Raw genomic sequence first — 22,825 nt, forward strand, 5'->3', positions numbered from 1 at the left:
GAGCCGCGCACATTTTTCCGTAGCCGATCCTGCAGACTGCGTTAGAACTCCCACGCGCATGCTGAACTTCCTTCCTCTTGCCGAGGCCTCCAGCCTGGCGATGTCACCGCTCGTCTACCTCACCCTGATCCTCGCTCTTGGCGTCCTCGCCCAGTGGCTTGCTTGGAAGTTCAGACTCCCCTCCATCCTGCTGCTGCTCGCATTCGGCTTCGGTCTTGGTCAATGGACCGGAGTCAGGATTGATGACTACCTCGCGGCAGGGAGCGGATATGCCAGCCCACTGCTCTCCGCCGTCGGACTCTTCGTCGCGATCATTCTCTTCGAAGGGGGTCTTACCCTGAAGTTTAATGAACTCCGCGTCTCGGGACTTCCCATCCTGCGTCTCTGCACCATCGCTGTCGCGATCTCCATGGCAGCAACGACCCTCTTCATGTGGAAGATCCTTGGCTACGACATCCGCCTCGCCGCACTTACCGGAGCCATTCTAACCGTCACTGGCCCTACCGTCATCGCTCCGCTGCTGCGCCATGTGAACCCGACACGCAAGGTCGCCTCAATCGTCAAGTGGGAGGGCATCGTCGTCGACCCGATCGGTGCCGTGCTCGCGGTGCTCGTTTTCAAGGCGGCGATGGCATCGGATGTCGACGCCGCGTGGGCAAGCTCCGGAATCGCCATCGGCAAGATGCTGCTCGTCGGTGTCCTCGGCGGCTATCTCCTCGGCAAGCTCATCGAGTGGCTGCTCCGCCACCACTTGATCCCCGACTACCTTCAACCCGTCTTCCTGCTCGCCGTCGTTGCGGTGGCCTTCACCGCCTCGAACCAAATCGAGAAGGAAGCCGGACTCGTCACGGTCACTGTCCTTGGCATCGTCCTCGCCAACCAACGTTCGGTCTCGGTTCGCCACATTCTTGAATTCAAGGAGAACCTCCGCACCCTGATCATTTCCTCGCTCTTCATCGTTCTCTCCGGACGCATCGGAATCGAAGATCTGAACAACAGCCTCGGCAAAGGACTCGCTCTGCTGGCTTTCCTGATCCTGATCGGCCGACCGCTCTCGGTCTTCGGCTCACTGATTGGATCGGACAAAACGACAAGGAAGGAGCGCATCTTTCTCGCCTTCCTCGCCCCCCGCGGAATCGTCGCCGCCGCCGTCACCTCGATCTTCGCCCTCGAATTCGAGGCCGCTGCGACCGCCGGCAGTCGCTTCGGAGAACGAGCTGGCCTGATCGCCACCCAAGCCAACGAACTGGTCGCCCTGATCTTCCTGATCATCATCGGCACCGTCGCCATTTACGGACTCGCCGCATCCCCCCTCGCCCGCTTCCTCGGACTGGCCTCGAAAAACTCCACTGGAGTCCTTTTTGCCGGTGCCGATGCCTGGGCACGAGTCGCTGCCAAAGCCCTCCACGATGACGGTCACCGGGTGATGCTGCTCGATACCAATTTCACGAATATCTCAAAGGCCAAAATGCTCGGCCTCGATGCCCACCGCGCCAACATCCTCTCCGAATTTGCTGAAGAAGAACTCGACTTCAACGGACTCGGATCACTGGTCGCCGGAACCCCGAACGACGAAGTCAACTCCATCGCCTCCCAGCGTTTCATCCATCAATTCGGCCGCGCTGGCGTCTGGCAGCTCGCCGCCATTGACCGGGACAAGCACCACAAGACCGCAGCCGCCTCCGACGTCCGCTCCCAGACTTGCTTCAGCGGGGCCCCGAATCACGCCGATCTTCAGCGACTCGTCGCTTCAGGGACTGTGATGAAGAAGTCGAAAATATCGGATATCTTCACCCTCGAGGACTTCTTCCTGACCTACAAGGGCCAGTCCCCGGTGATTCTTTTCCTTTCTGACGAGGCACGCGGCCTCAGACCCGCGCCGACGGAAATTGAAAAAATCGCTCCCGGGACGACGCTCTACTTTCTAGTTGCCGAGATCGATGAGGCCGGTGAAAAAGTCTCCGACAGTCTCTAGTATACACCCTTCATGCTGACTTCCTTGAAACGTCTGTTCTTCTGGCTGTCCGGTGCCGGAACCGAAACCTTGGAGCAGTGCCCGACGTGGGAGCAGCGCAAGTACGTCGCCTTCGGGGCCACCGTTCTCGTCCCCTGCGCTTTCGCCTTCATCGCCTGCGCCTACGCCCTCTCCACCCTCACCGATAATCCCAGGATCATCTACCCGATCGCCGCCGTCTGGTCGCTGATCATCCTGACGATCGACCGCGCACTGCTCGCCGGCTACCGCCCGTTCCAATCATGGTGGCGCAAGCTATCCCAATTCGCACTGCGTCTCTGCGTCGCCATCCTGATGGGCCTGACAATCGCCCACCCCCTCGTCCTCCTTCTTTTCCGGGATACCATCAGCTCCGTGATTGAAGAAGACCGCGCCAAGGAAATCGATCAAGTCCGCGCCGAGTTCACCATCACCAAGGATCGCGCCGGAGTCGAAATCGATGAGCTCGAAAATGCCGTCGCCGGACTGCGCGAGAGTTGGACCGAAACCTTTCAGGCCAAATTCATCATTCAGGATCGCGAAGACGCCGATACCGCCATTCCCGGCCTGACCATCGAGCAGCAAAAGGAACTCGATTCCTCAATTGCCGATGCCACGGCCCCATTCACGGAAAGACTCAAGGTCGTTCAATCGCAGTATGATGAACTCTCGCCCCAATACGCCAAAATCCAAACCGAGCTCGGCTTCTGGCAAACGGAGTACGAACGCGAACTCAACGGCCAACGTTCCGGTCTCGTCGGCGAAGGTCCACGCGCCAAATCCATCAAGGCGGACCAACTCGAGCCACGCCGCACCGAAGCCCAACGCATGGGTGGACTGCTCGAACATCTGACTTCGGAAAAGACCACACTCCAATCTCAGGTCCGGGCCGCCGAACAATCCACCATCGCCGCCTTTGAAACAAAATTGGCGGAAATCGAACTCGCCAACCGTGCCGAAGCCGAACGCGTCGCCTTGCTGAAACGTCAGGTCGAAGAAGATCAGGCCGACGCTTTTGTTACCCAGCAGAACGGCCTTCGTGAAACGATCAAGCTCCAGATCGACACCCGCCTCGAGGAACTCGCACGCAGCCAAGCCGAACTCGCGGATATCGCAAACGAAGAGCGTGGACGAATCACCGCCCTGCAGAACGAACCACGTCGCGACATCCTCACCCAGACCCTCGCCCTCCACCACCTGTTTAAAAACGGCAACGAAGGAGGCCAATTCGCTTTCTACACCTACGTCGTCCTGACCGCGCTGTTCATGCTGGTCGATACCATTCCACTGGTCGTCAAGTTCTTCACCAAATCAGGCCCGTACGACACGCTCCTCGACCGCGACGAAATCGCTTACGAATCCGAGCACCGTGCTTTCCGCACCAGCCACCGCCGTTACATGGACCAACTCGCCGGCGGCAACCTGATCGCCGTCACCCGCAACAAGCGCCTTGAGCACGCCCTCGTCGATGGCGTCGAACACTCTCGCGCCGCCCGCGAGTTCCTCGATTCCATGATCGATATGGAGAAAGCCTTCGAGGAGAAGATGCGCTTCGAACAGGAAGCCGCTGCCCACGCCGGCCCGGAACGACTCGCGGCGCTCGAAGCGATGAAGAAGAGTTTTTACGACGACCTGCATCGGCGCATGGAAGTCTTCTTCACCAGCCAGCATGCGTAGGCACGCCTGGCGAAAATGACTCACAGGAGAATCCCGCAAACAAAGCTTTGCGTCTCCGGCGACTTGGCGGTTCTACTCATGGAGTGCGCAGCTCCTACACTTCCCTCGAAGCTGAACTCCACGATGCCTTCTGGAACGAGGAGGAAACGCCGGAATTGGAATGGCTCGATGCCATCCTTCGTGACCATCCCGGGCGTGCCCTTGAGATCGGCTCGGGGTCAGGTCGCCTACTCTTGCCCCTGATCTCAAAAGGTCACCAAGTGGAGGGCTTGGAATCATCCAGCGACATGCTCCAGCTCTGCCGGCAATCGGCACGCAACTCAGGAAGCGAGGTCATCCTCCACGAGGGCGACATGACAAGTTTCTCATCCATCGACCCCTACCACTCCCTGCTCGTTCCGGCTTTCACCCTGCAACTTGCCAATGACCCGGCAGCCGCCATTGCCAACTTCCACCAGCTCCTCATTCCGGGCGGGCTGCTCTACCTGACCGTGTTCATCCCCTTTGCTGAAATCGACGGGGAGCTCACGGAGAACGAATGGTATCCCGATCATCAAATGACGCTCGCGGATGGAAGAAAGGCCTCCCTGGAGACCCGCTTCAGGATCGAGATCGAAGCCCAAACCCTTCATCGGGAGCATCACTACCGCCTCACTGATGGCGCGAAAACCAAAGAACACTTCTCCAAGCAAAGCGTGCGGTGGTTCACACCCATCCAACTTCGCACTCTCCTGACAAACGCCGGCTTCATCGTCGAAAATGCGGTGGCGGATTTTGATGAGGAACTCCACGTCGACGAGGACTCCCAAATCATCACCATCGTGGCGCGCAAGGTGACCGCGACATCGGAAGATTAAAAAAGCTCAATCAATTCGACTCGGAAGCCTCTTCTTCCCCCTCGGCGACAACCGGCTCAAGCCTGCGGAAGTGAATCTGTCCGACACGGCGTCCGTCGGTACTCGTCACCTTCGCCTCCCAGCCATTGATCTCGATCATCTCGCCAACTTCTGGAAAGCGTCCGAGTTGCTGCGTGATGTAACCACCGATCGTCGTCACCTCACCACTATCCAACTCCAGCGCCTCTTCAACATCGGAGAGATCATTCAAAGTGAGCGAGCCCTCGATCACAAACTCCTCGGAGTTGATTCGAACGAACTCGGGATGCTCATTGTCGAATTCATCCTGAATGTCGCCGACGATCTCTTCGATCACGTTGTCGAGGAACACAATGCCGACGGGTGTGCCGAACTCATCGACAGCTACGGCAAGATGCGCGCGCTCCTGCAGGAAGAACTTCAACAGGGCATCGAGCGGCATCGTATCGGGCACCAACTTGAGTTCGCGCTTGATCCGCATCAAATCCGGATCCGGCTCGCCAACAAGCTTCAGCACATCCTTGATGTGAATCAGCCCGATGTGGTTGTCGAGGTGACCGCCCTTCACCAGTGGAAAGCGGGTGTGCTTGGTGCGCTTGGCCATCTCCAGCGACTTTTCAAAGTCCTCGTCCGCATCGAGCACCACCACATCCTGACGTGGCGTCATCACATCGCGGACCCAGAGTTCATTCAACTCGAGCGCATTGATCGCGATCTCACGCTCCGTGTCGGTCACCTCCATCGCGTCGCCGCTCTCCGTCACCAGCAAGGCCAGTTCCGCAGCCGAGTGGACCCGTTCCCCCTCCGAGATCGGGTCAATCCGGAAGACATGCTTCAAAAGAAAGTTCGCCGTGCCATTCAACACCCGGATCGCCCAGTGAAACGCACGATAAAACACATGCAGCGGCTTCGTCAGTAGCAGCGTCGTCGCCACCGCCTTACGAATCGCGATCGACTTCGGCAAAAGTTCGCCGATCACGACATGAAGGAAGGTGAACGACGCGATTGCCAGCGCGAAGGATATCCAGCGGACGGGCTCAAGCGTCAGCCACAGAAGCTGCACGCTCTCTGGCATGCCAGCCATGAACAGCAAGGGCGAAACCAGAGCCTGAACAAAGGGCTGACCAAGAAATCCCAAGGCCAGCGACGAAATCGTGATCCCGAGCTGATTGGCCGAAATGTAGCCGTCGAGATTCTCCACCACCTTGGTTGCTGTCCTTGTGCTCCCAGGGTTCTCCTTCTCATAGGTTTCCAACTGACTTGGACGGACCCTCACAATCGCGAACTCGGAGGCCACGAAGAAGGCGTTCAGGAGCAGAAAGAAGGCAATCCCCGACAGATAGAGCAAAGTCTTACCCAAACCCGGAAGGTCATGGGCGAGTTCTTCACTGCCGGAGGCAAGCAACCAGATATCCGAAAATACGTTCATCCGACGCTCAGAGCTTCTCGTAAACGCCCGTGTCCCGTTTCTCCATCACAGTGAAACCCGCCTTCTTCGCGTCACTCACCGAGAGCGGCTTCAGAATTTTCGGCGTATTGATCCGCGAGATCACCTTGCGAATAGGGTTACGACACGAAAGGCACTTTTCAAGGGGTGCCCGGTCGATAGGACGCCGGAGCTCAAAGCCCCGGCGGCAAATGCCACACGATCGTTCAGGATCGTCGGCTTGCTCGGAAATGTATTCGTATATCGGCATTTCTCGATGGGAGGACGAGCAGTTTCCGCCTCCCATCAACCAAAGCAGAACTTCGGCTTGTTTACCAGCTCGACTTCGTCACGCCCGGCAACATTCCATGTGAGGCAAGCTCACGGAAGCTGATACGGGAAAGACGGAAACGGCGGATGAAAGCGCGACGGCGACCGGAGTGCGCACAGCGATTCACCAAACGGGTCGGGCTGGCGTCACGCGGGAGCATGGTCAGTCCGATATAATCCTTCTCTGCCTTCAGTTTGTGACGAAGGTCAGCATACTTGGCGACAGTGCGTTTTTTCCGCTCGTTGCGTGCAATCCAGCTTGATTTAGCCATAATTCGGGGCGCGGGAAATACCCCACCACCACAGCGATGCAAGCCCAAACTGCCTCTTTCCCTCACTTATTATCGGTTCCTCCTCAATTGAAGCCCAAAGAGAACCTTAAGAACCCCCAACAATCCCTCTTGAGCCCCCGCCTCATTCGAGCTTTGATCCCCCGCAATGCTCCGGCGCTCGATCCTCCACTCCATCGTTTTCTCCGCCATGGCCATGGCCATGACCTCCTGTGGTGGCGGCGAAACGGGCCGCTACCCCAACGATACTCGTCTCAGCCAACCGACGGCGAACGCTCCAGTCCGCGTCGGAACGATCCCCCGGCAGGCACCCCCGCAAGTCTATGGTGAAAGCGCCATCGTCATTGATGCCTACTCGGGCCGCGTGCTCTACGCCAAGAACGCCGATCAAATCCGTCCGGTGGCCTCGACCCAGAAAATCGTCACGGCACTCACCGTCATCAGTGCCGGAAATGTCAACAAACCGGTAGTGATTCAGTCGAGCGATACCCAGTGTGAGCCTACCAAACTCTACGTCAGCCCGGGTCAAACCTACACCCGGCAGGAACTGATGAAGGCCCTGATGGTCAAAAGCGGCAATGATGTGGCCCGCGCATTGGCTCGCGACGTCGGTGGATCCCAGGAAGGGTTTTCCGCCATGATGAATCGCAAGGCCGCCTCGCTCGGCATGAGAAACTCCCGCTTCATCAATCCGAACGGACTTCCTGCCCAAGGCCAGTATTCCACCGCCCGGGACATCGCGATTGCCTCGCGAGCAGCCTACAATGTCCCGTTGATCCGCTCGTGGGCCGAGACCAAGGCCTACACTTTCCGCTTCTCCAACGGTCGCACCAAACTGCTGACCAACACCAACAAACTCCTGAAGCGTGTCCCCTATTGCGACGGCATGAAAACGGGAACCACCAACGCCGCCGGGCGTTGCCTCGTGGCGACCGGTGAGCTCAATGGACGTGCCGCCATCGTGGTCGTCCTGAAGAGCAACTCGACCCACATCTGGAACGATTCCGAAAAACTCCTCCGCTGGGCTCTCGAACGCCCGGAAGGAGGCTGAATGACATCGCACCACGGGCTTCTGCTTTCCTTTTTATCGACCCATGCAGCCCGACGAAGAACTCCAGCAACTTGCCAAGGATGGTCTTCTGCGAACCCTCCGGCCGCTGGAATCGCCGACCGGTCCCAAGGTTGTTAGAGAGGGTCGCAGCCTGTGGAACTTCGCCTCCAACGACTACCTCGGCCTCGCCAACGATCCCCGTCTGATCGAAGCCTTCAAGGAAGGACTCGACCAGTTCGGTGCCGGATCCGCCGCCTCAAGACTGATCACCGGCACCCTGCCACCCCATGAACATTTCGAACAACAACTGGCGGATGCCAAAGGCACGGAAAGCGCGCTGATGTTTTCCTCAGGCTTCGCCACCGCCCTCGGGTCCATTCCCGCCATCGTCGGAAAAGGTGATCACATCATCGTCGACAAGCTTTCCCACGCCTGTCTGATCGATGGTGCGCGTCTCTCCGGTGCCACACTGAGGGTCTTTCCTCACAATCATGTCGAGCGACTCGCCGAGCTGTTGGTCTCCATCCGCAGCAAGTCGAAGGAGCGGATTCTTATTCTAACCGAGTCCGTCTTCTCGATGGATGGCGATCTTTGCCCGCTCCGTGAAATCGTCGACTTGAAGGACCAACACGACGCCCTGCTTCTTCTCGATGAAGCTCACGGCTTCGGCATCCTCGGACCGACAGGCATGGGGCTCGCCGAAGAACTCGGTCTGCAAGATCGCATCGATTTCCACATGGGCACGCTGAGCAAGGCCGCCGGTCTATCAGGTGCCTACATTGCCTGCTCCGGCATCTGGCGCGATCTCCTGGTGAATCGTGCCCGCTCGTTCATCTATTCCACGGCGCCCCCCCCCGCTCTGGCCCACGCGGCTTCGGCAGCGCTTAAGATCATCCGATCGGCCGATGATCGACGGAAGGCCTTGGAGGAAAACATCCGCCAAATTCAGCCCTCTGCCCGCACCCCGATCATTCCCCTTTTGCTTGGAGACAACGAGGCCGCCCTAAGCGCCTCCGCCCTGCTTGCGGATCAAGGCTTCATTGTTCCGGCGATCCGCTACCCCACGGTGCCACGCGGCACCGCCCGCCTGCGCATCTCCCTCTCCGCCACCCATCCGCCCGCCGCAGTCAGCAAACTTGCCGATGCTCTCCCCCTCCTCGGCTAGGTCGGCTTCGCAGAAAAGGAAAAGGCCACCCCTACGATGGGTGGCCGACGCCGAAAGCAGCTGGAAAAATGGTACGCGCGAGAGGAATCGAACCTCCACGGGATTACTCCCACATGAACCTGAATCATGCGCGTCTACCAATTCCGCCACGCGCGCGTTGACGCCGATTTCTCGGCGGGCCGGGAAAACATCATGAGGACTCCCGCATTGCAACACGAATTCGTGGAAAAATCACACCGCTTGCTGACGCTTTAGCCGTTGCCAAGCCCGGCCACCAACTCTCAATCTGAACTCATGCGCAACCCCGCACCCCTGCTCTTCTCGCTGCTCCTTGCAGCCGCCGCTCTCTTCCTGATCCTGCGCAAGCCCGATCCTGCCCAAGAGCCGTCTCCGAAACCCGCCGCGCCAGCAGCCGCGGTGGAGGAAGCCATCCTGGAAGATCCCGAAGATGACGAAGCGGTCGCAGTCGTCGTGGAACCCCGTCCATGGGCGCACGACAAAAGCGACATCCCCGCCGATCCCAAAGCGATCTTCAAGTCCCTGGAAAACGGCATGCGCTACATCATCCTGCCGAATCCAGAGCCACCTGATCGGGTTTCCCTCCGCCTCCACATCGCCGCCGGCTCACTGATGGAATCCGAGGACCAGCGTGGCCTCGCCCACTTCCTCGAGCACATGGTTTTCAATGGTTCGAAGAACTTCACCCCCGCCGAGCTCATTCCAAGAATGCAGCGTCTCGGAATCGCCTTCGGGGCCCACGTCAATGCCTACACGTCCTTCGACGAAACCGTCTACATGCTCGATCTTCCGGACCTCAGCCCGGAAACAATGAAGCTCGGCTTCACCGTGATGCGTGATTTCACCGATGGTGCCCTGCTCAAGGAAGAGGAAATCGACAACGAACGCGGCGTCATTCTCGCGGAAAAAACCAGCCGTGACTCCGTCGGATACCGTCTGATGCAGAAACAGTTCTCCCAACTTCTCCCCGACTCCCTTTTGATGGAGCGCTTTCCCATTGGTGAAGAGGAAGTCATCCGCACCGCACCTCGCGAACGCTTCGTCGATTTCTATCAGCGCTACTACACGCCGCAGCGGATGACTTTCATCGTCGTCGGTGACATTGATCCCGCCGAAATCGAAGCCCGGATTCGGGAAACCTTCGGGAGCCTCAAAAACCCCGAAAATGCAGGAGGCGATCCCGAGTTGGGCAGCTTGACTCCTGCGGAAGGAATCGAACCCGCCGTCTTTGCCGACGCGGAAGTTGCCGGAACCGATCTCGGCCTGCTGACCGTCTCCGAATACACTCCGAAAACCGACACCACCGAGACCCGGATTTCACGCATTCCTCTCAGCGTCGCCCACTCGATCCTCGGATTAAGATTCGATCGTCTGGCCAAGGAGGAAGACTCCCCCATCCTCGGAGGTTCGGCGAGCCGACAGGATCTCTTCAACTTCGTCGAACTCGGCAGCATCGATATCAGCGTCGCCGATGATCGCTGGCAGGACTCCGTGCCGGTGCTCGAACAGGAGTTTCGACGCGCCTTGGAATACGGCTTCACCGCTGCCGAACTCACCGAAGCCAAGGCCAACCTCCTCAACGCCTACCAGCAAGCCGTGAAGTCCGCCGACACCCGCCGTTCCGACGGACTGGCCACCGCCATCGCACGCTCCCTGAATGACGGCCGGGTGCTGACCACGCCGGAAACCGACCTCGCGATCGTCGAGCAGGGGCTCGAGCAACTGACTGCCGCCGACTGCCACAAGGCATTCACTGACTTCTGGGCGGACCGCGGCATGCACCTGATCCTCACGACAAAGCAGGAACCTCCGGGTGCCGATGAAACCCTCGCCAAGCTCTACGAGGAATCCAGTAATCAGCCGGTGGATCCGCCTAAGAAAGAGGAAGTCATCGACTTCGCCTACACGGATTTAGGAGAGCCGGGCACGGTCGAGCTCCGGGAGGAAATCGAAGACCTCGGCATTACCCGCATGCGCCTTTCGAATGGAGTGGCCGTCAACCTCAAGCCTACCGACTTCGAGAAGAACAGTATTTCCATCAGCATCCGGATCGGACTCGGTCGCCTCAGCATGCCCGAGGGCAAGATCGGTCTGGCGGAATTCGCCACCGCGGTGATCGAAGATGGCGGAATCGGCGAACACAGCGTCGATGACCTGCAGCGGATATTCGCCGGCAGGAACATCGGCTTTGGCTTTCAGGTGGGAGAAGATTCCTTCGGACTGAGCGGGCAAACCACTCCGGAAGATCTGGACCTTCAACTCGAAGCCATGGCCGCCCAAATCCTCTACCCGGGTTACCGTTCCGAGGCGGTCTCCCAGTTCCGCAAGAACATTCCCAATCTTTTCCAGCAACTCAAACACACGGCCGCCGGCCCGATGCAGCAAATGAGCGGCTGGCTCAAGGGAGATGATCCTCGTTTCAGCTTTCCGGAAGACCCCGCGACCCTGCTCGCCTACACCGTGGATGACGTTCAACCATGGCTGGAGGAATCCTTCACCAAGGCACCCATCGAAATCAGTATCGTCGGCGATTTCGAGATCGAAAAAGTCCTACCCGCGCTGCTGCGAACCTTCGGGGCCATTGAGCAACGCACGGAACTGGAAACCCTGCCGGACGACGCCCGCAGCGTCTCGTTTCCGACAGCTCCGCAGACCAAGACCTTCACCTACGAAAGCAAGATCCCCCAAGGCCGGGCCGTGCTCGTCTGGGAAACCGAAGGGCTTCGGAAAAATGAAGTCCACGCCCGCCGCTTGAACATCCTTGGTGAGATCCTCGGTGACCGACTGCGCGAAGAGATTCGCGAAAAGCTCGGGGCTTCCTACAGCCCGCAAGCGGGATTCACCGGCTCGACCGCACTCGACGACTATGCCCACATGATCACGCTCAGCGTCGGCAAGCCCGAGGACGTGGAGCGGCTCGTCGACGTCAGCCAAAGCCTTGCCGCCACCCTCGCGGAAAACGGAGCCACCGCAGATGAACTCGACCGGGCATTAAAGCCGGCCTTGGCGGACATCGACAAATCGCTACGCAACAACACCTACTGGCTGTCGAACGTGCTTTCCGGAAGTCAGGAGGATCCCAGAAAAATCGAGCTCGCACGCAATCGCCGGGCGGACGTCGAGTCGATCACCCTCGAAGAGATCAACGAACTGGCCGCGAGATACCTCAAGCCCGAGAACGCCATCCGCATCGTCATCACATCCGAAGACAACGCTCAGGTGGAGGAATAAGATGCTCTGCCCCTACTGTCAGACCCGCTTGACCGAGACCGTTCAGGAATGCCCTGGATGCAAGATGAACCTGAGCCGTGCCGCTGCACTGCTCGGGCCGGTCCCACGGCTTGAGAAGGGAATCAGCGACGACACCCAGGCCCTCAACGAGAGAGACCGCCGCCGTCTTCACAAGAAGATCAAGAGACTTGAGACCCGATTTCCCCAAATCACGATTCAAGTGACATGCCACAGCTTTCCGCTCGAACATCCTTTCCCGCTCTACGTCTTCTGGATGTTCAACATGGGTGGCATCTCGAAGGCCACTCACACCGCGGGTGACAACCACACCATCCTCCTGGCCTTGGACCCCGTGGTCGGAAAATCAGCCTTGATGGTTGGCTACGGACTCGAACCATTTCTCGGCGAACCCGCACTCAACCACCTGCTCGAAGTCGCGGAACCAGCATGGACCGATCAAGCGTGGGGAGAGGGTATCGAGATCGTCCTCGAAGGGCTGGAGCCCCTGCTCGAATCCGCGGCCAAGGAAGTTGGCAGCACTTTCGAAATTCCCGTCAGTCCCGAAGAAGTCCGCGGTGGCGAGTTTTAAAGCGAAGCGGGACTTACCCGAAGGCTTTGAGAAATCCCACCTCGAGTGCGAGTCCTTCCTGAGCATTGGTCTCCAGCGTCACCCGGAGTTCTTCGATGGCTTCCATCCGCTTCAGTAACGCAGGCAAGGATTCCATCCGGGCAACTTCACGGATCGATTCCTCATTCGCCGGAAAGTCCAAGCCCGCCGAGCCCGTCTTGACCCGCAGCACATCGGCAAGCCATGCCTGGAGCACATCGAAGAGTCGTGCCCGCTCCGAAAGATACTCCGACTCGGCAACAGCCTTCAGTCCCTCCTCCCGACGTTTGAGCCAATCGCCCTCAACGGCATGCCGCAGGGCTTTCTCTTCTTCCTTGAGAATCTCATGGGCCGATGCTTCCGCCTCTGCTTTCCGCTCGGCGAGAATCATGGAAAAAACCGACTTCAATCCCAGGGCCACCGCTGCGGAACCGAGACCAGACGAGGCCGCCAAATTCAGGGCCTCCACCAAGTCCTCGCCGCCCTCGCCCGTGAGGTCCGGCTTTCCGAGCAAGGGCATCCTGACGCAGCGGGAAATCACGGTCGGCAACAAGGCTCCCGGATTACCGGTCAGGAGCAAAAGCAAGGTCCGTGGAGGTGGTTCCTCCAAAGTCTTGAGAAAGGCATTTTCCGCCTGCGGCATCATCCGGTCAGCGTCGACAATGATTCCGATCTTCCAGCAATCCGGTCCCGCCACCATGTGCAGCGATCTCTCCAGCTCGCGCATGTCTTCCACCCGAATCCGTCGCGACTTCGACTGAGGGCGAAGAATCCGAACCCACTCCCCTGACAATTCGTCGAGCGGTGGCACCTCTTCCTTCACGGCTTCGCCGAAAAGATCGATGCCTCCCCCACCACCTTGCAGAGTCTTCACGATGCGCGCCGCCAGCTCCTCCTTGCCGCAGCCACGCGGGCCACTGATTAGAAAGGCATGAGCCAGACGCTGCCTCTCGTGAGCGCCTTCGATCATCGAAACTGCCTGATCCACCGTAAATGCCATCGCGCTCGAATGCTGCCAGCCCCCCATGCCTGCGGCAACGGTGAATCATCGGTCTCGACCAACAAAAAGGGCCGACTGCCATCGGCAATCGACCCTTCGAAAATTCTTTTCAGCCAGAAGTTACTCGGCTGCGGGAGTTTCGCCGGAATCCACCTCCTTGGTGACCTCCTCGGTGACTTCCTTGGCAGCCTTTTTCGCAGCTTTCTTGGCAGGAGCTTTCTTAGCCGCGGCCTTCTTGGCGGGAGCCTTTTTAGCCGCGGCCTTCTTCGCTGCCTTCTTGGCCGCTTTTTTCGCTGGCGCAGCGGATTTCTTGGCACCCACCTTCTTCGTGGCGATGCCACCAAGTTTGGCCTGTTCCTTCTTTCGCTTGAGGTAATTCTTCCTGCGGCGGCGTTTTACGGTGGTTCTGTGCTTCTGTCCCATGGTCTTGAAGGGCTGGGATTTAGATGGCACCCGCCGCCCTAGCAAGGGGAATCTCAAGGAGTTCCCGGCAGAGCAAGCCATCAGGTCCCCGAAATCGGCCAGCAACGGACCTCAATGAGGCGGCCGACTACTCGACTTATTCCTCGCCTCGGCTCCATTTGCCCTGTTTCTTCCCGGCCATGCCCGGCCTTGTCATTGCTCCCCGCGCCCGAATCTTCCATGGCCACGAATGGATCTACGGCACCGAAGTCAAAAAAACCTTCGGTGACCCCCAACCAGGTGACGTGGTCACCCTGAAGGATTTCCGCGACCGGCCGCTCGGATCGGCGATTTACAATCCAGATTCCCAGATCATTGCCCGACGTTTTTCGCGACGTCGGCAGGACCTCGACGCCGACTTCTTTCTCCGCCGCATCCGCCAATCGATCGATCTGCGCCGTCGACTCGGCATCGACGAAACCCTCTGCCGACTCGTTTGGAGCGAGTCCGACGGCATCCCGGGCCTGATCGTCGACCGCTACGGTCCGAATCTCGTGGTCCAGACTCTGACCCTGGCCATGCGCCAACGGCTCGACCTGATCACTCACGCCTTGCGCGAATTGATCTCGCCGGAAGCGATCGTCCTCCGAAACGACGCCCCCGTTCTCAAAGCGGAGGGAATCGAACAAGAGATCCGAATGCTCGAAGGTGCCAATCCCGGCGTCTTCACCGTTAATGCCAATGAGATCGACTTCGAGATCGACCTGATGGACGGCCAGAAAACCGGCCTCTACCTCGATCAACTCGAAAGCCACGCCCAGATCGCGCGACTCGCCAAAGGCAAGCGGGTGCTCGACTGCTTCACCAACCAAGGCGGCTTCGCGCTCGCCTGTGCCAAGGCCGGTGCTGCCAGTGTGACCGCTGTCGACATCTCCGCCAGCGCTTGCGAAAGCGCCCGCCTCAACGCCGAGCGCAACGGCCTGGAGATCGAAGTGATCGAACACAACGTCTTCGATTTCCTCAAAGCAGCCGAAGACCCCTACGACCTCATCATCCTCGATCCACCCAGCTTCACCCGTAACAAGAAGACCCTCAGCGGAGCGATGCGCGGCTATAACGAAATCCACCTGCGTTCGCTCAAGCTTCTCGATAAGGGAGGCCAACTCGCGAGCTTCTGCTGCTCACACCACGCCAGCCGCGAACTCTTTCTACAGAACATCGTCTCCGCTTCGGTCGATGCCAAACGCAGCCTTCGCCTCGTTGCCGAGCATTCCCAACGAGCCGACCACCCGGTGCTTCCCGCACTCCCCGAGACCAGTTATCTGAAAGGATTCACCGTCGAGGTGATTCCCAGCCGCTGACCCGAAGCGTCCCTAAACTTCCGCCGCGGCTTCATCCGTTGTGGATGGCGGCTCTTCCTCTGTCCCTTCCGATTCCGCGTCTTCCGATTCCGCCTCCCCGGACTCCGTGTCCTCGGATTCCGTGTCAGCCTTAGGTGTCTTTGGCTCAACTGCTGGTGGCAGCACGATCTCGGGCACTCGGAAAAACTTCTTCTCTTCAGTGAAATGGGGATCCGCCATCAAGGTTCCCGGCTTCACGCCGGTCACATCAATCCACTTGCCATTGTAAGGGCTGATCACGAAGCCAGCCTTGTCAGGAACGGCTTCGGCTACCGGTATCGTCAAGGTCTCTTCCTCGCCCGTTTCGGCCGGCGGTGGCTTCACAGGAGGTATCGGAGGCTTCACTCCCTCCACCTTTTCAATGATTTCGTCGACTTTTTTGAGGGGCGACACGGGCTCTCCTTCGGGGACTTGTCCTTCTCCACGTTCCCTGCAGCCGATGCTGAACATCGCCAATATCAACAAAATTCCCAATCCCTTCACTCTCTGCATGCTCCAATGGATCAGCGTCGGGTCAAGCCTGCGTCGTTCAAATCGTTCCCTCGAGTTGTAAGTTTTCCGCTCATCGCCCAGACTTGAGCCGCCGATGTTCCCCTGGACCGATCCCACCCAAGCCCTGAGATTCGACGAATTCATGGCCGCCGCGCTCCACGATCCGGCCCGAGGCTACTATGCCCGCCGTATCCGCGGAGTCGGCCAATCCGGAGATTTCACGACCACCCCCGGGCTGACCCAGGTGCTGGGCAAAGCCATCGCCGCATGGGCAAACCACTCGCTTCGTGAGGAAAACTGCCACGACCTGATCGAATTGGGACCAGGCGAAGGAGCCCTCGCACTGACAGTTCTCCGAAGTCTCCCCTGGCACCGCCGCCTGCGTACCCACCTCCATTTGGTCGAAACCTCCGCCCCCCTCCGCGACAAGCAAGAGTCCCTGCTCGGCAAGCGGGTTCACTGGCACCAAAGCATCGAAGATGCCCTCGAAGCCTGCGACGGCAGGGCCTGCATCTACTCCAACGAGTTTGTCGATGCCTTCCCCATCCGCCGTTTTCGAAAAACCGGAGAACAGTGGGAGGAGTCCTTTCTACTCCCCCAACAGGAGATCTGGAGAACCACTGAGCAACTCCCTGCGAGCACAATCTTCGAGCAAAACTGGCAGGATGCTCAGGTTGTCGAAGTCCATCAAAGCTACCACGAGTGGCTCGACCGGACCCTGCCTCACTGGAAACAGGGTCGACTCCTCACCATCGACTACGGAGCCCGGGACCGCGACCTCTACCACCGCCAACCCATGGGGAGCCTGCGTGCCTACTTCCACCAAACCTGCCTGACCGGCCCCGAAGTCCGGGCACGACCCGGTCATCAGGACCTCACGGCCGACGTTAATTTCAGCGATCTCATCCAGTGGCCCGCAGGCGACATCGCAATGGTATCACTTCTCTCCCAGTCCGAGTTTCTCGCACCATTCGCGGACCGCGACGACCCGGCCGATCAATTTGCCATCGACCCCGCGGGCTCAGGCGCGGCCTTCCTTTGCCTCGAACAACGCCGACTTCATTAGGACGTGATCTTGCAAGCCTCCCACTTCATGCCATTTTCCCTCATGCTCCGCACACTCCTCGCACTCGTCATGCTGGCGCTCCCACTGTCAGCCTTCGAGCTCCCCTCCAAGTCGACCCAATGCGTCGTCGCCGTTGCCAGCGACTGGGGCGCCACTCACGTCACCCTCACCGCCTACGAGAAACGTGGCAATCAATGGGTCAAGGCCCTCGGACCCTGGCCCTGCCGGATCGGAAAAAGCGGACTCGCCTGGGGACTTGGAATTCATCCCAATCCACCCGGCACCAAATTGAAAAAAGAAGGCGATTGGCGCGCCCCAGCGGGCGTTTTCCATCTCGGCGGTGCCTGGGGATACGATGAGGCCATCCAAAAACACCCCAAGCTCCCTTACCGCCAGATCACCAAACGTGACTTGTGGGTCGAAGACTCCAACTCGCCAAGCTACAACCGCCACCTCGTCATCGATCACGAACCGTCGACCGCGTGGGAAAAGAAGCAGCAAATGCGGCAAGGCGACCACGCCCACTCGCTCAAACTCTTCGTCGCCCACAACGCCCCGCCGAAAGTCACACCCGGCGGTGGCAGCGCGATCTTCTTCCATATCTGGCGAGCCGGCGGAACCAAGCCTACCGCCGGTTGCACGACACTCAGCGAAGACCACCTGAGCCAACTCATCGCCTGGCTCGACCCCACCAAACAACCGCTCTACGTCCTCCTTCCCCAAGCGGAGTACGACGCCAGGCGTTCGGCGTGGAAACTACCCTGAATCCGGGTCCGGCGTCACCCCGCGATAGAGCAGCACAAAGCCAATCGTGATCACCACGATCACCACCGCAAGCAAGGTCCAGTAGGTCGTCCAGCTTCCGTGATCACCCACCACCGCGTAATCATACCACAGCCTCACCAGCACCGTCCCGATCAAGGTCCCAATCCCATTGCTGAAAAGCGACAGCAAACCTTGGGCCTGGCCTCGCATTTCGATAGGCACCCGCCGATCGAGAAACAATTGCGCCGTGATGAAATAGAAGGTGTAGCAAAATCCGTGGAGCGATATCCCGATCATCAAGCCCGTCCGCGTCCCGACCATCCCGGACCACGCGAAAAGCGCATAGCGAAGCACGGATAAAACCAGCGCAAGCGTCAGTAAGGTCTTCACTCGAAAGCGAGTCATCAAGGCCGCCAAGGCAATCATCGACACCACCTCGCTGACCTGTCCAAGAGCCATCGTCGCCGATGCCCTTTGATCGCCCAGCTCCGCCAAATGCCTCGGCGCCCACATGTAGAACGCCGCAATCGGAATCGACCACAAAGCGGTCACGCTGAAGAAAACCAGATGGTCCCTTTCCTTCAAAAGTCGAAAAGCACTCAGGCCTAACAGCGTTCGCCACGATCTCGACCGCCCCGGCGGCGGCGTCGATGGCAGGAAAAATGCCACGAACCCTCCCAGCAGTTTCACCGCCGCCGCCGCGTAGCCGGACAGCACCGAGCCATCGGCGTTCAGCACATAACTCGTCAGCAAACCGGCAAGCGCCCAACCGAAGGTCGCACCCAATCTAACAATCGGAAACTCACGCTCCCCCGACCGCAGATGCACCATCGAGATCGTCGCAAGCATGCTCCACATCGGAGTGGAAACGATCGCACACAAAAACATCAAGACCACGAACATCCACGGCGGCAGGCCCAGATCGAGCACAAGGAAGGCCGCGGCCAGCAGCACCGAACTGATCAGACCAAGCCAGGCCATCACCTTCTCGCCGGCAAAGCGATTGTCCGCCAAGGCCCCGACGCAAAGTGGTGACACCAAGGCCGCCACCGGACCCGCAAGCCAGGCCCATTGAATGATCATGCTGCTGAATCCCTTCTCGGTCAGCAGATTGGTCAGCGCCGGAACATAAAAGCCGGGCGACATCCCGAGCAGGAAAAACATCAGACCCAACCAGCCCATGACGCTCCTCGGGCTCTGCTCGGATCTTACCTCGTCTGACACGGGCGAAGCCTACTTACCCAATTCAAACGAGCAAGCGTCCAGCAAGGCGCTTACTGCTATCGCATTCCCCGTCCCGTCGGGACGATTCATGCTAGCCATTGGCTTCAGCCCATGGAGCCAGAATCTCTTACCCCGGCGCGTCGCGCCGGTTCAATTTCTCCAGGTGACTCTCACCCCCTCACCTGACCGTCACCACGCACCCGATACTGATAGCTCGTCAGCTCGCGCAATCCCATCGGCCCACGCGCGTGCAGCTTTTCCGTCGAAATTCCAATCTCCGCCCCAAAACCGAACTCCTCCCCATCGGCAAATCGCGTCGAGACGTTATGGAAAACGCAGGCCGAGTCGACCGACCGAAGAAACCCTTCCGCCGTTTCCTCGTCCGCCGTTACAATGCAATCCGTGTGATGCGAACCGTGCGTATTGATATGCTCCACCGCTTCTTCCAGCGAATCCACCACCTTGATCGCCAGGATCAAATCGAGATACTCCGTCCCCCAATCCTCGTCGGTCGCCTCGCTGCAATCGATCACCGCGCGGGTCCGATCACACCCACGCAACTCGACACCCTTCGCCTTCAACGCCTCGGCCACCATCGGCAGGAAAGCATCCGCAACATCCGCATGCACCAGCAGCGTTTCGAGCGCGTTGCAAACCCCTGGCTTCTGCGTCTTGGAATTCACCACTAAACTCACTGCCATCTCCAGTTCCGCCGCCGCGTCCACATACACGTGACAAATCCCATCGTAGTGCTTGATCACCGGCATCCTCGCCTGCGCCACCACCGTTTCGATCAAGCCCTTTCCTCCACGAGGAATGATCACGTCCAACCACTGGTCCATCTGACAGAGCGCCGTGACGCTTGAACGATCCGTGAAAGGCACCAACTGAATCGCATGATCCGGCAAACCCGCCGCCGCTCCGGACTCCTGCAGTGCCTTCGCGATCGCACGGTTCGAATGAATCGCCTCCGAGCCGCCACGTAGGATCGTCGCATTGCCTGTCTTGAAGCACAGCGCGGCCGCATCACTCGTCACATTCGGACGACTCTCAAAAATGATTCCAATCGTTCCAATCGGCACCCGCACCTGTTCCAAGCGCATGCCATTCGGGCGTTCCCACTTTTCCATCACCGCTCCAACAGGATCTGGCAGCGCCGCCACCTGTTCGATCCCACCCGCGATCGCATCCACCCGCACCTCGTCGAGCCGCAACCGATCCAGCATCGCCTTCCCCAGCCCTTTCTCCTCCCCGGCCGCGATGTCCTTGGCATTCGCCTCGATGATTTCCACCGTCGCCGCCCGCAGCCCCGCCGCCATCGCCAGCAGGATGGCATCCTTCTGCTCCGTCGTGAGCTGCGACAACTTCAAGGCCGCCGCCCGCGCCTGCCGCGCCATCACTTCAACCGCTGCCTGGACCTCGCCTTCGTTCATGGCCGGAATCAAACAGCCCTTCGCCCCGCTTGCAACCCTCGGTAATCCATCCAGGGCAAGCCTGACGGCTACCCGACCAAGAAGCGCGTCGAAATCCCGGACTGCCCCGCAAGGATTCCGCCCAGTCTCTCCGGACAACGTCCGTTCGCAATGTGAGTCTCAACCCCCGATTCGACCGCCAACTTCACCGCTTTGAGCTTCGAAGTCATCCCACCGATCGAGAATTTGCCCTGCTCATCCTTAACAAAGGCCATCACCTGGTCCACCTCGGCCACTTCCGGAATCAAGGCATCATCCTCAGGCGAAAGCAGACCATCCACACTGGTCAGCAAAATCAGCCGCTTCGCCCCGATCAGTCGCGCCACATTCGCCGAAAGCATGTCGTTGTCGCCAAACTTCAGCTCCTGTACCGCCACCGAGTCGTTTTCATTGATCACCGGCACAATCCCCTTTTCAGAAAGCAATCGCTCCAAGGTATTCCGCACATTCGTGCTGCGAGCCTCCGTTCGCAAATCTTCCCCAGTCAACAAAACCTGAGCCACCGACAAATCGAAGTTCCGAAACAAACTCTCGTAAATATGCATCAAGCGCGCCTGACCCACCGCCGCACAAGCCTGCTTGGTCGCAATATCCGAAGGATAACCATCCAGCCCGAACGCCGAAACCCCCGCGCCGACCGCCCCGGAGCTCACCAGCAAACAGCGATGCCCCTGCTCGGTCAGCTCCGCGATCGCCGTCACCAGACGCACCAGCGACGCCCCATCGAGCGTCCCATCGCTGACCTTCGTCAGCACTCCCGTCCCTGCCTTGATGACTGTTAGTGAATCCATAGCGGAAAAGCGTCGCCCCTATGCCCGTAATCCCCCGCCAGTGCCAATGGAAAATCACCAGCAAGCTCGACTCCTCCGACCCAGCATGATCTGCTTCATCCAGCCCGAATATCCACGCAGGGGGGGGTCATGGATCAAAGCTCAGCGAGAATTGCCAAAAGGTTTCACACGGAAGTCGCCCTCAAGGCCACTAGCCTGTTTTTCATTCCCTTCACCGCAGGCATCATCGCGACCAACCGCGAACCATCCTCCTCAGAAGCTGTTGCCCTGCAGGTGCTTCTCACCTGGATCTTCATCGCAGGTGGGGCGGCTTGGCTCATCTGTCTCCCCTGCTTCTTCATCGTCCTCACACCGAAATGCGATCGCTGCAAAGTCAGGACAAAGAGCCACGGGAGAATCGTTCACGAAGGGGACGAGTGGAACTGCACCACCTGCCCGAGCTGTCGCGAACGATTCAAGTATCGGAGCTTCGGCGGATCGTCCGGCTAGCCGGACCAGACAGAAACCCGCTTGCTCCTGGCCCCGTCCGTCTCTAAAGCCTCGCACGTGAGCACTTTCCCCGCACGAGGCGACAAGAAGCAGATCGAAGAAGGTCTCGGCTTCTCCCCGAAATTCGATGGCGATGGCCTGATGCCAGCGATGGCGATCGACGCCACCACCAAGGAACCGCTGATGCTCGCCTACATGAACGCCGAGTCCCTCCAGCTCACCTTGGAAAAAGGCGAAGCCGTCTACTGGTCGCGCAGCCGTCAGGAAATCTGGCATAAGGGCGCCACTTCCGGCCACGTCCAGAAAATCCGGGAAATCCGCACCGACTGCGATCAGGACGCCCTCGTTCTCTACGTCGAGCAAATCGGCGCTGGCGCCTGCCACACCGGCCGCAGCGGCTGTTTTTACCGCAAAATCGAGACCTCCACGGGCGAAATGAGCTTCATCGAGGACGGCAAGGCTTTCGACCCCGAAAGCGTCTACGGAAAGGCCTGAAAAATTCCCGGAAAACTCCGAACTTCGCGGTTGCAAAGAGGGTGGAGTTCCCCTAGTTATCCCGCCCCTCGCTCTGGCGAGGAACCATTTTTTTTGCATTTAAAGTAAAGGACGACGCCATGGACATCATCAATAAGATCGAACAGGAGCAACTGAAGAGCGACGTTGCAGACTTCAACGTTGGCGACACCGTCAAGGTTCACACCCGCGTGGTGGAAGGCGGCAAGGAGCGTATCCAGATCTTCGCCGGTATCGTCCTCGCCCGTCGCGGATCCGGCGTGAACGCCTCATTCACCGTGCGCAAGATTTCCTACGGCGAAGGCGTCGAGCGCGTCTTCCCCCTTCACACCCCGCGCATTTCCAAGATCGAGGTCACTCACAAAGGCAAGGTGCGTCGCGCCAAGCTGCACTACCTTCGCGAACGCGTCGGCAAGAAGGCAACCCTCGTCAAGAGCGCCGAAAAGTGAATCAGGCATCGACCTGCTGATTTCCAAGACGCGCCCCGGTTTCATCCGCGGCGCGTTTTTCTTGTTCGTGTTCCGCCTCGAAATACCCCTAGGCGAGCG

At 59.1% G+C, this 22,825-nt stretch carries 22 protein-coding genes and 1 tRNA gene; 13 read left to right on the forward strand and 10 right to left on the reverse strand.

Annotated features, from left to right (window positions below; translation table 11 throughout):
* The first annotated feature begins 58 nt into the window (after positions 1-58).
* From WBG04_RS11375 to WBG04_RS11385, 3 genes are all read left to right on the forward strand, one after another.
* The gene (locus WBG04_RS11375; RefSeq protein WP_424314548.1) at positions 59-1,975 is read left to right on the forward strand and encodes a cation:proton antiporter; all 1,917 of its coding nucleotides are present in this window, start codon (positions 59-61) and stop codon (positions 1,973-1,975) included.
* Positions 1,976-1,987: 12 nt separating this feature from the next.
* Positions 1,988-3,670, forward strand: coding sequence for a DUF4407 domain-containing protein (locus tag WBG04_RS11380; protein ID WP_424314549.1), 1,683 nt, complete (start codon positions 1,988-1,990; stop codon positions 3,668-3,670).
* An 83-nt stretch (positions 3,671-3,753) separates the two neighbouring features.
* Positions 3,754-4,527 (forward strand): class I SAM-dependent methyltransferase, encoded by a 774-nt coding sequence (locus WBG04_RS11385; RefSeq protein ID WP_424314550.1) that lies wholly within the window; start codon positions 3,754-3,756, stop codon positions 4,525-4,527.
* Between the two features lie 10 nt (positions 4,528-4,537).
* Here the strand turns inward: WBG04_RS11385 and WBG04_RS11390 are convergent, their stop codons facing one another.
* The 3 genes from WBG04_RS11390 to rpsN form a co-directional block, all read right to left on the reverse strand.
* The gene (locus WBG04_RS11390) at positions 4,538-5,974 is read right to left on the reverse strand and encodes a hemolysin family protein (protein ID WP_424314551.1); all 1,437 of its coding nucleotides are present in this window, start codon (positions 5,972-5,974) and stop codon (positions 4,538-4,540) included.
* Between the two features lie 7 nt (positions 5,975-5,981).
* Positions 5,982-6,242, reverse strand: a complete 261-nt coding sequence (locus WBG04_RS11395) for an FmdB family zinc ribbon protein (RefSeq protein WP_424314552.1) — start codon at positions 6,240-6,242, stop codon at positions 5,982-5,984.
* Between the two features lie 61 nt (positions 6,243-6,303).
* Entirely contained in the window at positions 6,304-6,573 is a 270-nt protein-coding gene (rpsN, locus tag WBG04_RS11400) for a 30S ribosomal protein S14 (RefSeq protein WP_424314553.1), read from the reverse strand.
* Between the two features lie 166 nt (positions 6,574-6,739).
* Between rpsN and WBG04_RS11405 the strand changes: the two genes are divergently transcribed.
* Together WBG04_RS11405 and WBG04_RS11410 are read left to right on the forward strand one after the other, a co-directional pair.
* Positions 6,740-7,642: a D-alanyl-D-alanine carboxypeptidase family protein gene (locus tag WBG04_RS11405; RefSeq protein WP_424314554.1), complete on the forward strand. Its 903-nt coding sequence runs from the start codon at positions 6,740-6,742 to the stop codon at positions 7,640-7,642.
* A 43-nt stretch (positions 7,643-7,685) separates the two neighbouring features.
* Positions 7,686-8,807, forward strand: a complete 1,122-nt coding sequence (locus tag WBG04_RS11410) for an aminotransferase class I/II-fold pyridoxal phosphate-dependent enzyme (RefSeq protein ID WP_424314555.1) — start codon at positions 7,686-7,688, stop codon at positions 8,805-8,807.
* A 69-nt stretch (positions 8,808-8,876) separates the two neighbouring features.
* On the opposite strand, the gene WBG04_RS11415 is transcribed toward WBG04_RS11410, so the two are convergent.
* A tRNA-Leu gene (locus tag WBG04_RS11415) sits at positions 8,877-8,963 on the reverse strand.
* Between the two features lie 138 nt (positions 8,964-9,101).
* Here WBG04_RS11415 and WBG04_RS11420 point away from each other — a divergent pair.
* Together WBG04_RS11420 and WBG04_RS11425 are read left to right on the forward strand one after the other, a co-directional pair.
* Positions 9,102-12,056, forward strand: coding sequence for a M16 family metallopeptidase (locus WBG04_RS11420; protein ID WP_424314556.1), 2,955 nt, complete (start codon positions 9,102-9,104; stop codon positions 12,054-12,056).
* Between the two features lie 64 nt (positions 12,057-12,120).
* The gene (locus WBG04_RS11425; RefSeq protein WP_424314557.1) at positions 12,121-12,645 is read left to right on the forward strand and encodes a TPM domain-containing protein; all 525 of its coding nucleotides are present in this window, start codon (positions 12,121-12,123) and stop codon (positions 12,643-12,645) included.
* Positions 12,646-12,658: 13 nt separating this feature from the next.
* On the opposite strand, the gene WBG04_RS11430 is transcribed toward WBG04_RS11425, so the two are convergent.
* Positions 12,659-13,663: a hypothetical protein gene (locus tag WBG04_RS11430; RefSeq protein ID WP_424314558.1), complete on the reverse strand. Its 1,005-nt coding sequence runs from the start codon at positions 13,661-13,663 to the stop codon at positions 12,659-12,661.
* 120 nt (positions 13,664-13,783) lie between these two features.
* A complete protein-coding gene (locus WBG04_RS11435) occupies positions 13,784-14,086 on the reverse strand; it encodes a hypothetical protein (RefSeq protein WP_424314559.1) in 303 nt (100 codons plus the stop codon).
* Positions 14,087-14,265: 179 nt separating this feature from the next.
* Between WBG04_RS11435 and WBG04_RS11440 the strand changes: the two genes are divergently transcribed.
* Positions 14,266-15,426 (forward strand): class I SAM-dependent rRNA methyltransferase, encoded by a 1,161-nt coding sequence (locus WBG04_RS11440; RefSeq protein ID WP_424314560.1) that lies wholly within the window; start codon positions 14,266-14,268, stop codon positions 15,424-15,426.
* Positions 15,427-15,438: 12 nt separating this feature from the next.
* On the opposite strand, the gene WBG04_RS11445 is transcribed toward WBG04_RS11440, so the two are convergent.
* Positions 15,439-15,858 (reverse strand): hypothetical protein, encoded by a 420-nt coding sequence (locus WBG04_RS11445; protein WP_424314561.1) that lies wholly within the window; start codon positions 15,856-15,858, stop codon positions 15,439-15,441.
* A gap of 193 nt (positions 15,859-16,051) precedes the next feature.
* Between WBG04_RS11445 and WBG04_RS11450 the strand changes: the two genes are divergently transcribed.
* Together WBG04_RS11450 and WBG04_RS11455 are read left to right on the forward strand one after the other, a co-directional pair.
* Positions 16,052-17,023, forward strand: a complete 972-nt coding sequence (locus tag WBG04_RS11450; RefSeq protein WP_424314562.1) for an SAM-dependent methyltransferase — start codon at positions 16,052-16,054, stop codon at positions 17,021-17,023.
* Positions 17,024-17,050: 27 nt separating this feature from the next.
* Positions 17,051-17,788, forward strand: coding sequence for a L,D-transpeptidase family protein (locus WBG04_RS11455; protein WP_424314563.1), 738 nt, complete (start codon positions 17,051-17,053; stop codon positions 17,786-17,788).
* On the opposite strand, the gene WBG04_RS11460 is transcribed toward WBG04_RS11455, so the two are convergent.
* From WBG04_RS11460 to proB, 3 genes are all read right to left on the reverse strand, one after another.
* Positions 17,780-19,012, reverse strand: a complete 1,233-nt coding sequence (locus tag WBG04_RS11460; RefSeq protein ID WP_424314564.1) for an MFS transporter — start codon at positions 19,010-19,012, stop codon at positions 17,780-17,782. The genes WBG04_RS11455 and WBG04_RS11460 overlap by 9 nt on opposite strands.
* Before the next feature lie 170 nt (positions 19,013-19,182).
* Positions 19,183-20,445: a glutamate-5-semialdehyde dehydrogenase gene (locus WBG04_RS11465; RefSeq protein WP_424314565.1), complete on the reverse strand. Its 1,263-nt coding sequence runs from the start codon at positions 20,443-20,445 to the stop codon at positions 19,183-19,185.
* Positions 20,446-20,513: 68 nt separating this feature from the next.
* Positions 20,514-21,275, reverse strand: a complete 762-nt coding sequence (gene proB / locus WBG04_RS11470) for a glutamate 5-kinase (protein ID WP_424314566.1) — start codon at positions 21,273-21,275, stop codon at positions 20,514-20,516.
* 129 nt (positions 21,276-21,404) lie between these two features.
* Here proB and WBG04_RS11475 point away from each other — a divergent pair, with 129 nt between their 5' ends.
* The 3 genes from WBG04_RS11475 (at position 21,405) to rplS (ending at position 22,726) form a co-directional block, all read left to right on the forward strand.
* On the forward strand, positions 21,405-21,764 hold the full coding sequence (locus WBG04_RS11475) for a hypothetical protein (RefSeq protein ID WP_424314567.1): 360 nt from the start codon (positions 21,405-21,407) through the stop codon (positions 21,762-21,764).
* A 57-nt stretch (positions 21,765-21,821) separates the two neighbouring features.
* Positions 21,822-22,259: a phosphoribosyl-AMP cyclohydrolase gene (gene hisI, locus WBG04_RS11480; RefSeq protein WP_424314568.1), complete on the forward strand. Its 438-nt coding sequence runs from the start codon at positions 21,822-21,824 to the stop codon at positions 22,257-22,259.
* Positions 22,260-22,378: 119 nt separating this feature from the next.
* Positions 22,379-22,726 (forward strand): 50S ribosomal protein L19, encoded by a 348-nt coding sequence (gene rplS / locus WBG04_RS11485; protein WP_424314569.1) that lies wholly within the window; start codon positions 22,379-22,381, stop codon positions 22,724-22,726.
* Positions 22,727-22,825 lie beyond the last annotated feature (99 nt).

It is taken from the genome of Haloferula sp., assembly GCF_049672945.1.
Taxonomy (GTDB): domain Bacteria; phylum Verrucomicrobiota; class Verrucomicrobiia; order Verrucomicrobiales; family Akkermansiaceae; genus Haloferula.

Coding starts and splice junctions, on each gene's coding strand:
- WBG04_RS11375 (WP_424314548.1), top strand. CDS start 59: ATGCTGAACTTCCTTCCTCTTGCCGAGGCCTCCAGCCTGGCGATGTCA.
- WBG04_RS11380 (WP_424314549.1), top strand. CDS start 1,988: ATGCTGACTTCCTTGAAACGTCTGTTCTTCTGGCTGTCCGGTGCCGGA.
- WBG04_RS11390 (WP_424314551.1), bottom strand. CDS start 5,974: ATGAACGTATTTTCGGATATCTGGTTGCTTGCCTCCGGCAGTGAAGAA.
- WBG04_RS11395 (WP_424314552.1), bottom strand. CDS start 6,242: ATGCCGATATACGAATACATTTCCGAGCAAGCCGACGATCCTGAACGA.
- rpsN (WP_424314553.1), bottom strand. CDS start 6,573: ATGGCTAAATCAAGCTGGATTGCACGCAACGAGCGGAAAAAACGCACT.
- WBG04_RS11405 (WP_424314554.1), top strand. CDS start 6,740: ATGCTCCGGCGCTCGATCCTCCACTCCATCGTTTTCTCCGCCATGGCC.
- WBG04_RS11410 (WP_424314555.1), top strand. CDS start 7,686: ATGCAGCCCGACGAAGAACTCCAGCAACTTGCCAAGGATGGTCTTCTG.
- WBG04_RS11420 (WP_424314556.1), top strand. CDS start 9,102: ATGCGCAACCCCGCACCCCTGCTCTTCTCGCTGCTCCTTGCAGCCGCC.
- WBG04_RS11425 (WP_424314557.1), top strand. CDS start 12,121: ATGAACCTGAGCCGTGCCGCTGCACTGCTCGGGCCGGTCCCACGGCTT.
- WBG04_RS11430 (WP_424314558.1), bottom strand. CDS start 13,663: ATGGCATTTACGGTGGATCAGGCAGTTTCGATGATCGAAGGCGCTCAC.
- WBG04_RS11435 (WP_424314559.1), bottom strand. CDS start 14,086: ATGGGACAGAAGCACAGAACCACCGTAAAACGCCGCCGCAGGAAGAAT.
- WBG04_RS11440 (WP_424314560.1), top strand. CDS start 14,266: ATGCCCGGCCTTGTCATTGCTCCCCGCGCCCGAATCTTCCATGGCCAC.
- WBG04_RS11450 (WP_424314562.1), top strand. CDS start 16,052: ATGTTCCCCTGGACCGATCCCACCCAAGCCCTGAGATTCGACGAATTC.
- WBG04_RS11455 (WP_424314563.1), top strand. CDS start 17,051: ATGCCATTTTCCCTCATGCTCCGCACACTCCTCGCACTCGTCATGCTG.
- WBG04_RS11465 (WP_424314565.1), bottom strand. CDS start 20,445: ATGAACGAAGGCGAGGTCCAGGCAGCGGTTGAAGTGATGGCGCGGCAG.
- proB (WP_424314566.1), bottom strand. CDS start 21,275: ATGGATTCACTAACAGTCATCAAGGCAGGGACGGGAGTGCTGACGAAG.
- WBG04_RS11475 (WP_424314567.1), top strand. CDS start 21,405: ATGGATCAAAGCTCAGCGAGAATTGCCAAAAGGTTTCACACGGAAGTC.
- rplS (WP_424314569.1), top strand. CDS start 22,379: ATGGACATCATCAATAAGATCGAACAGGAGCAACTGAAGAGCGACGTT.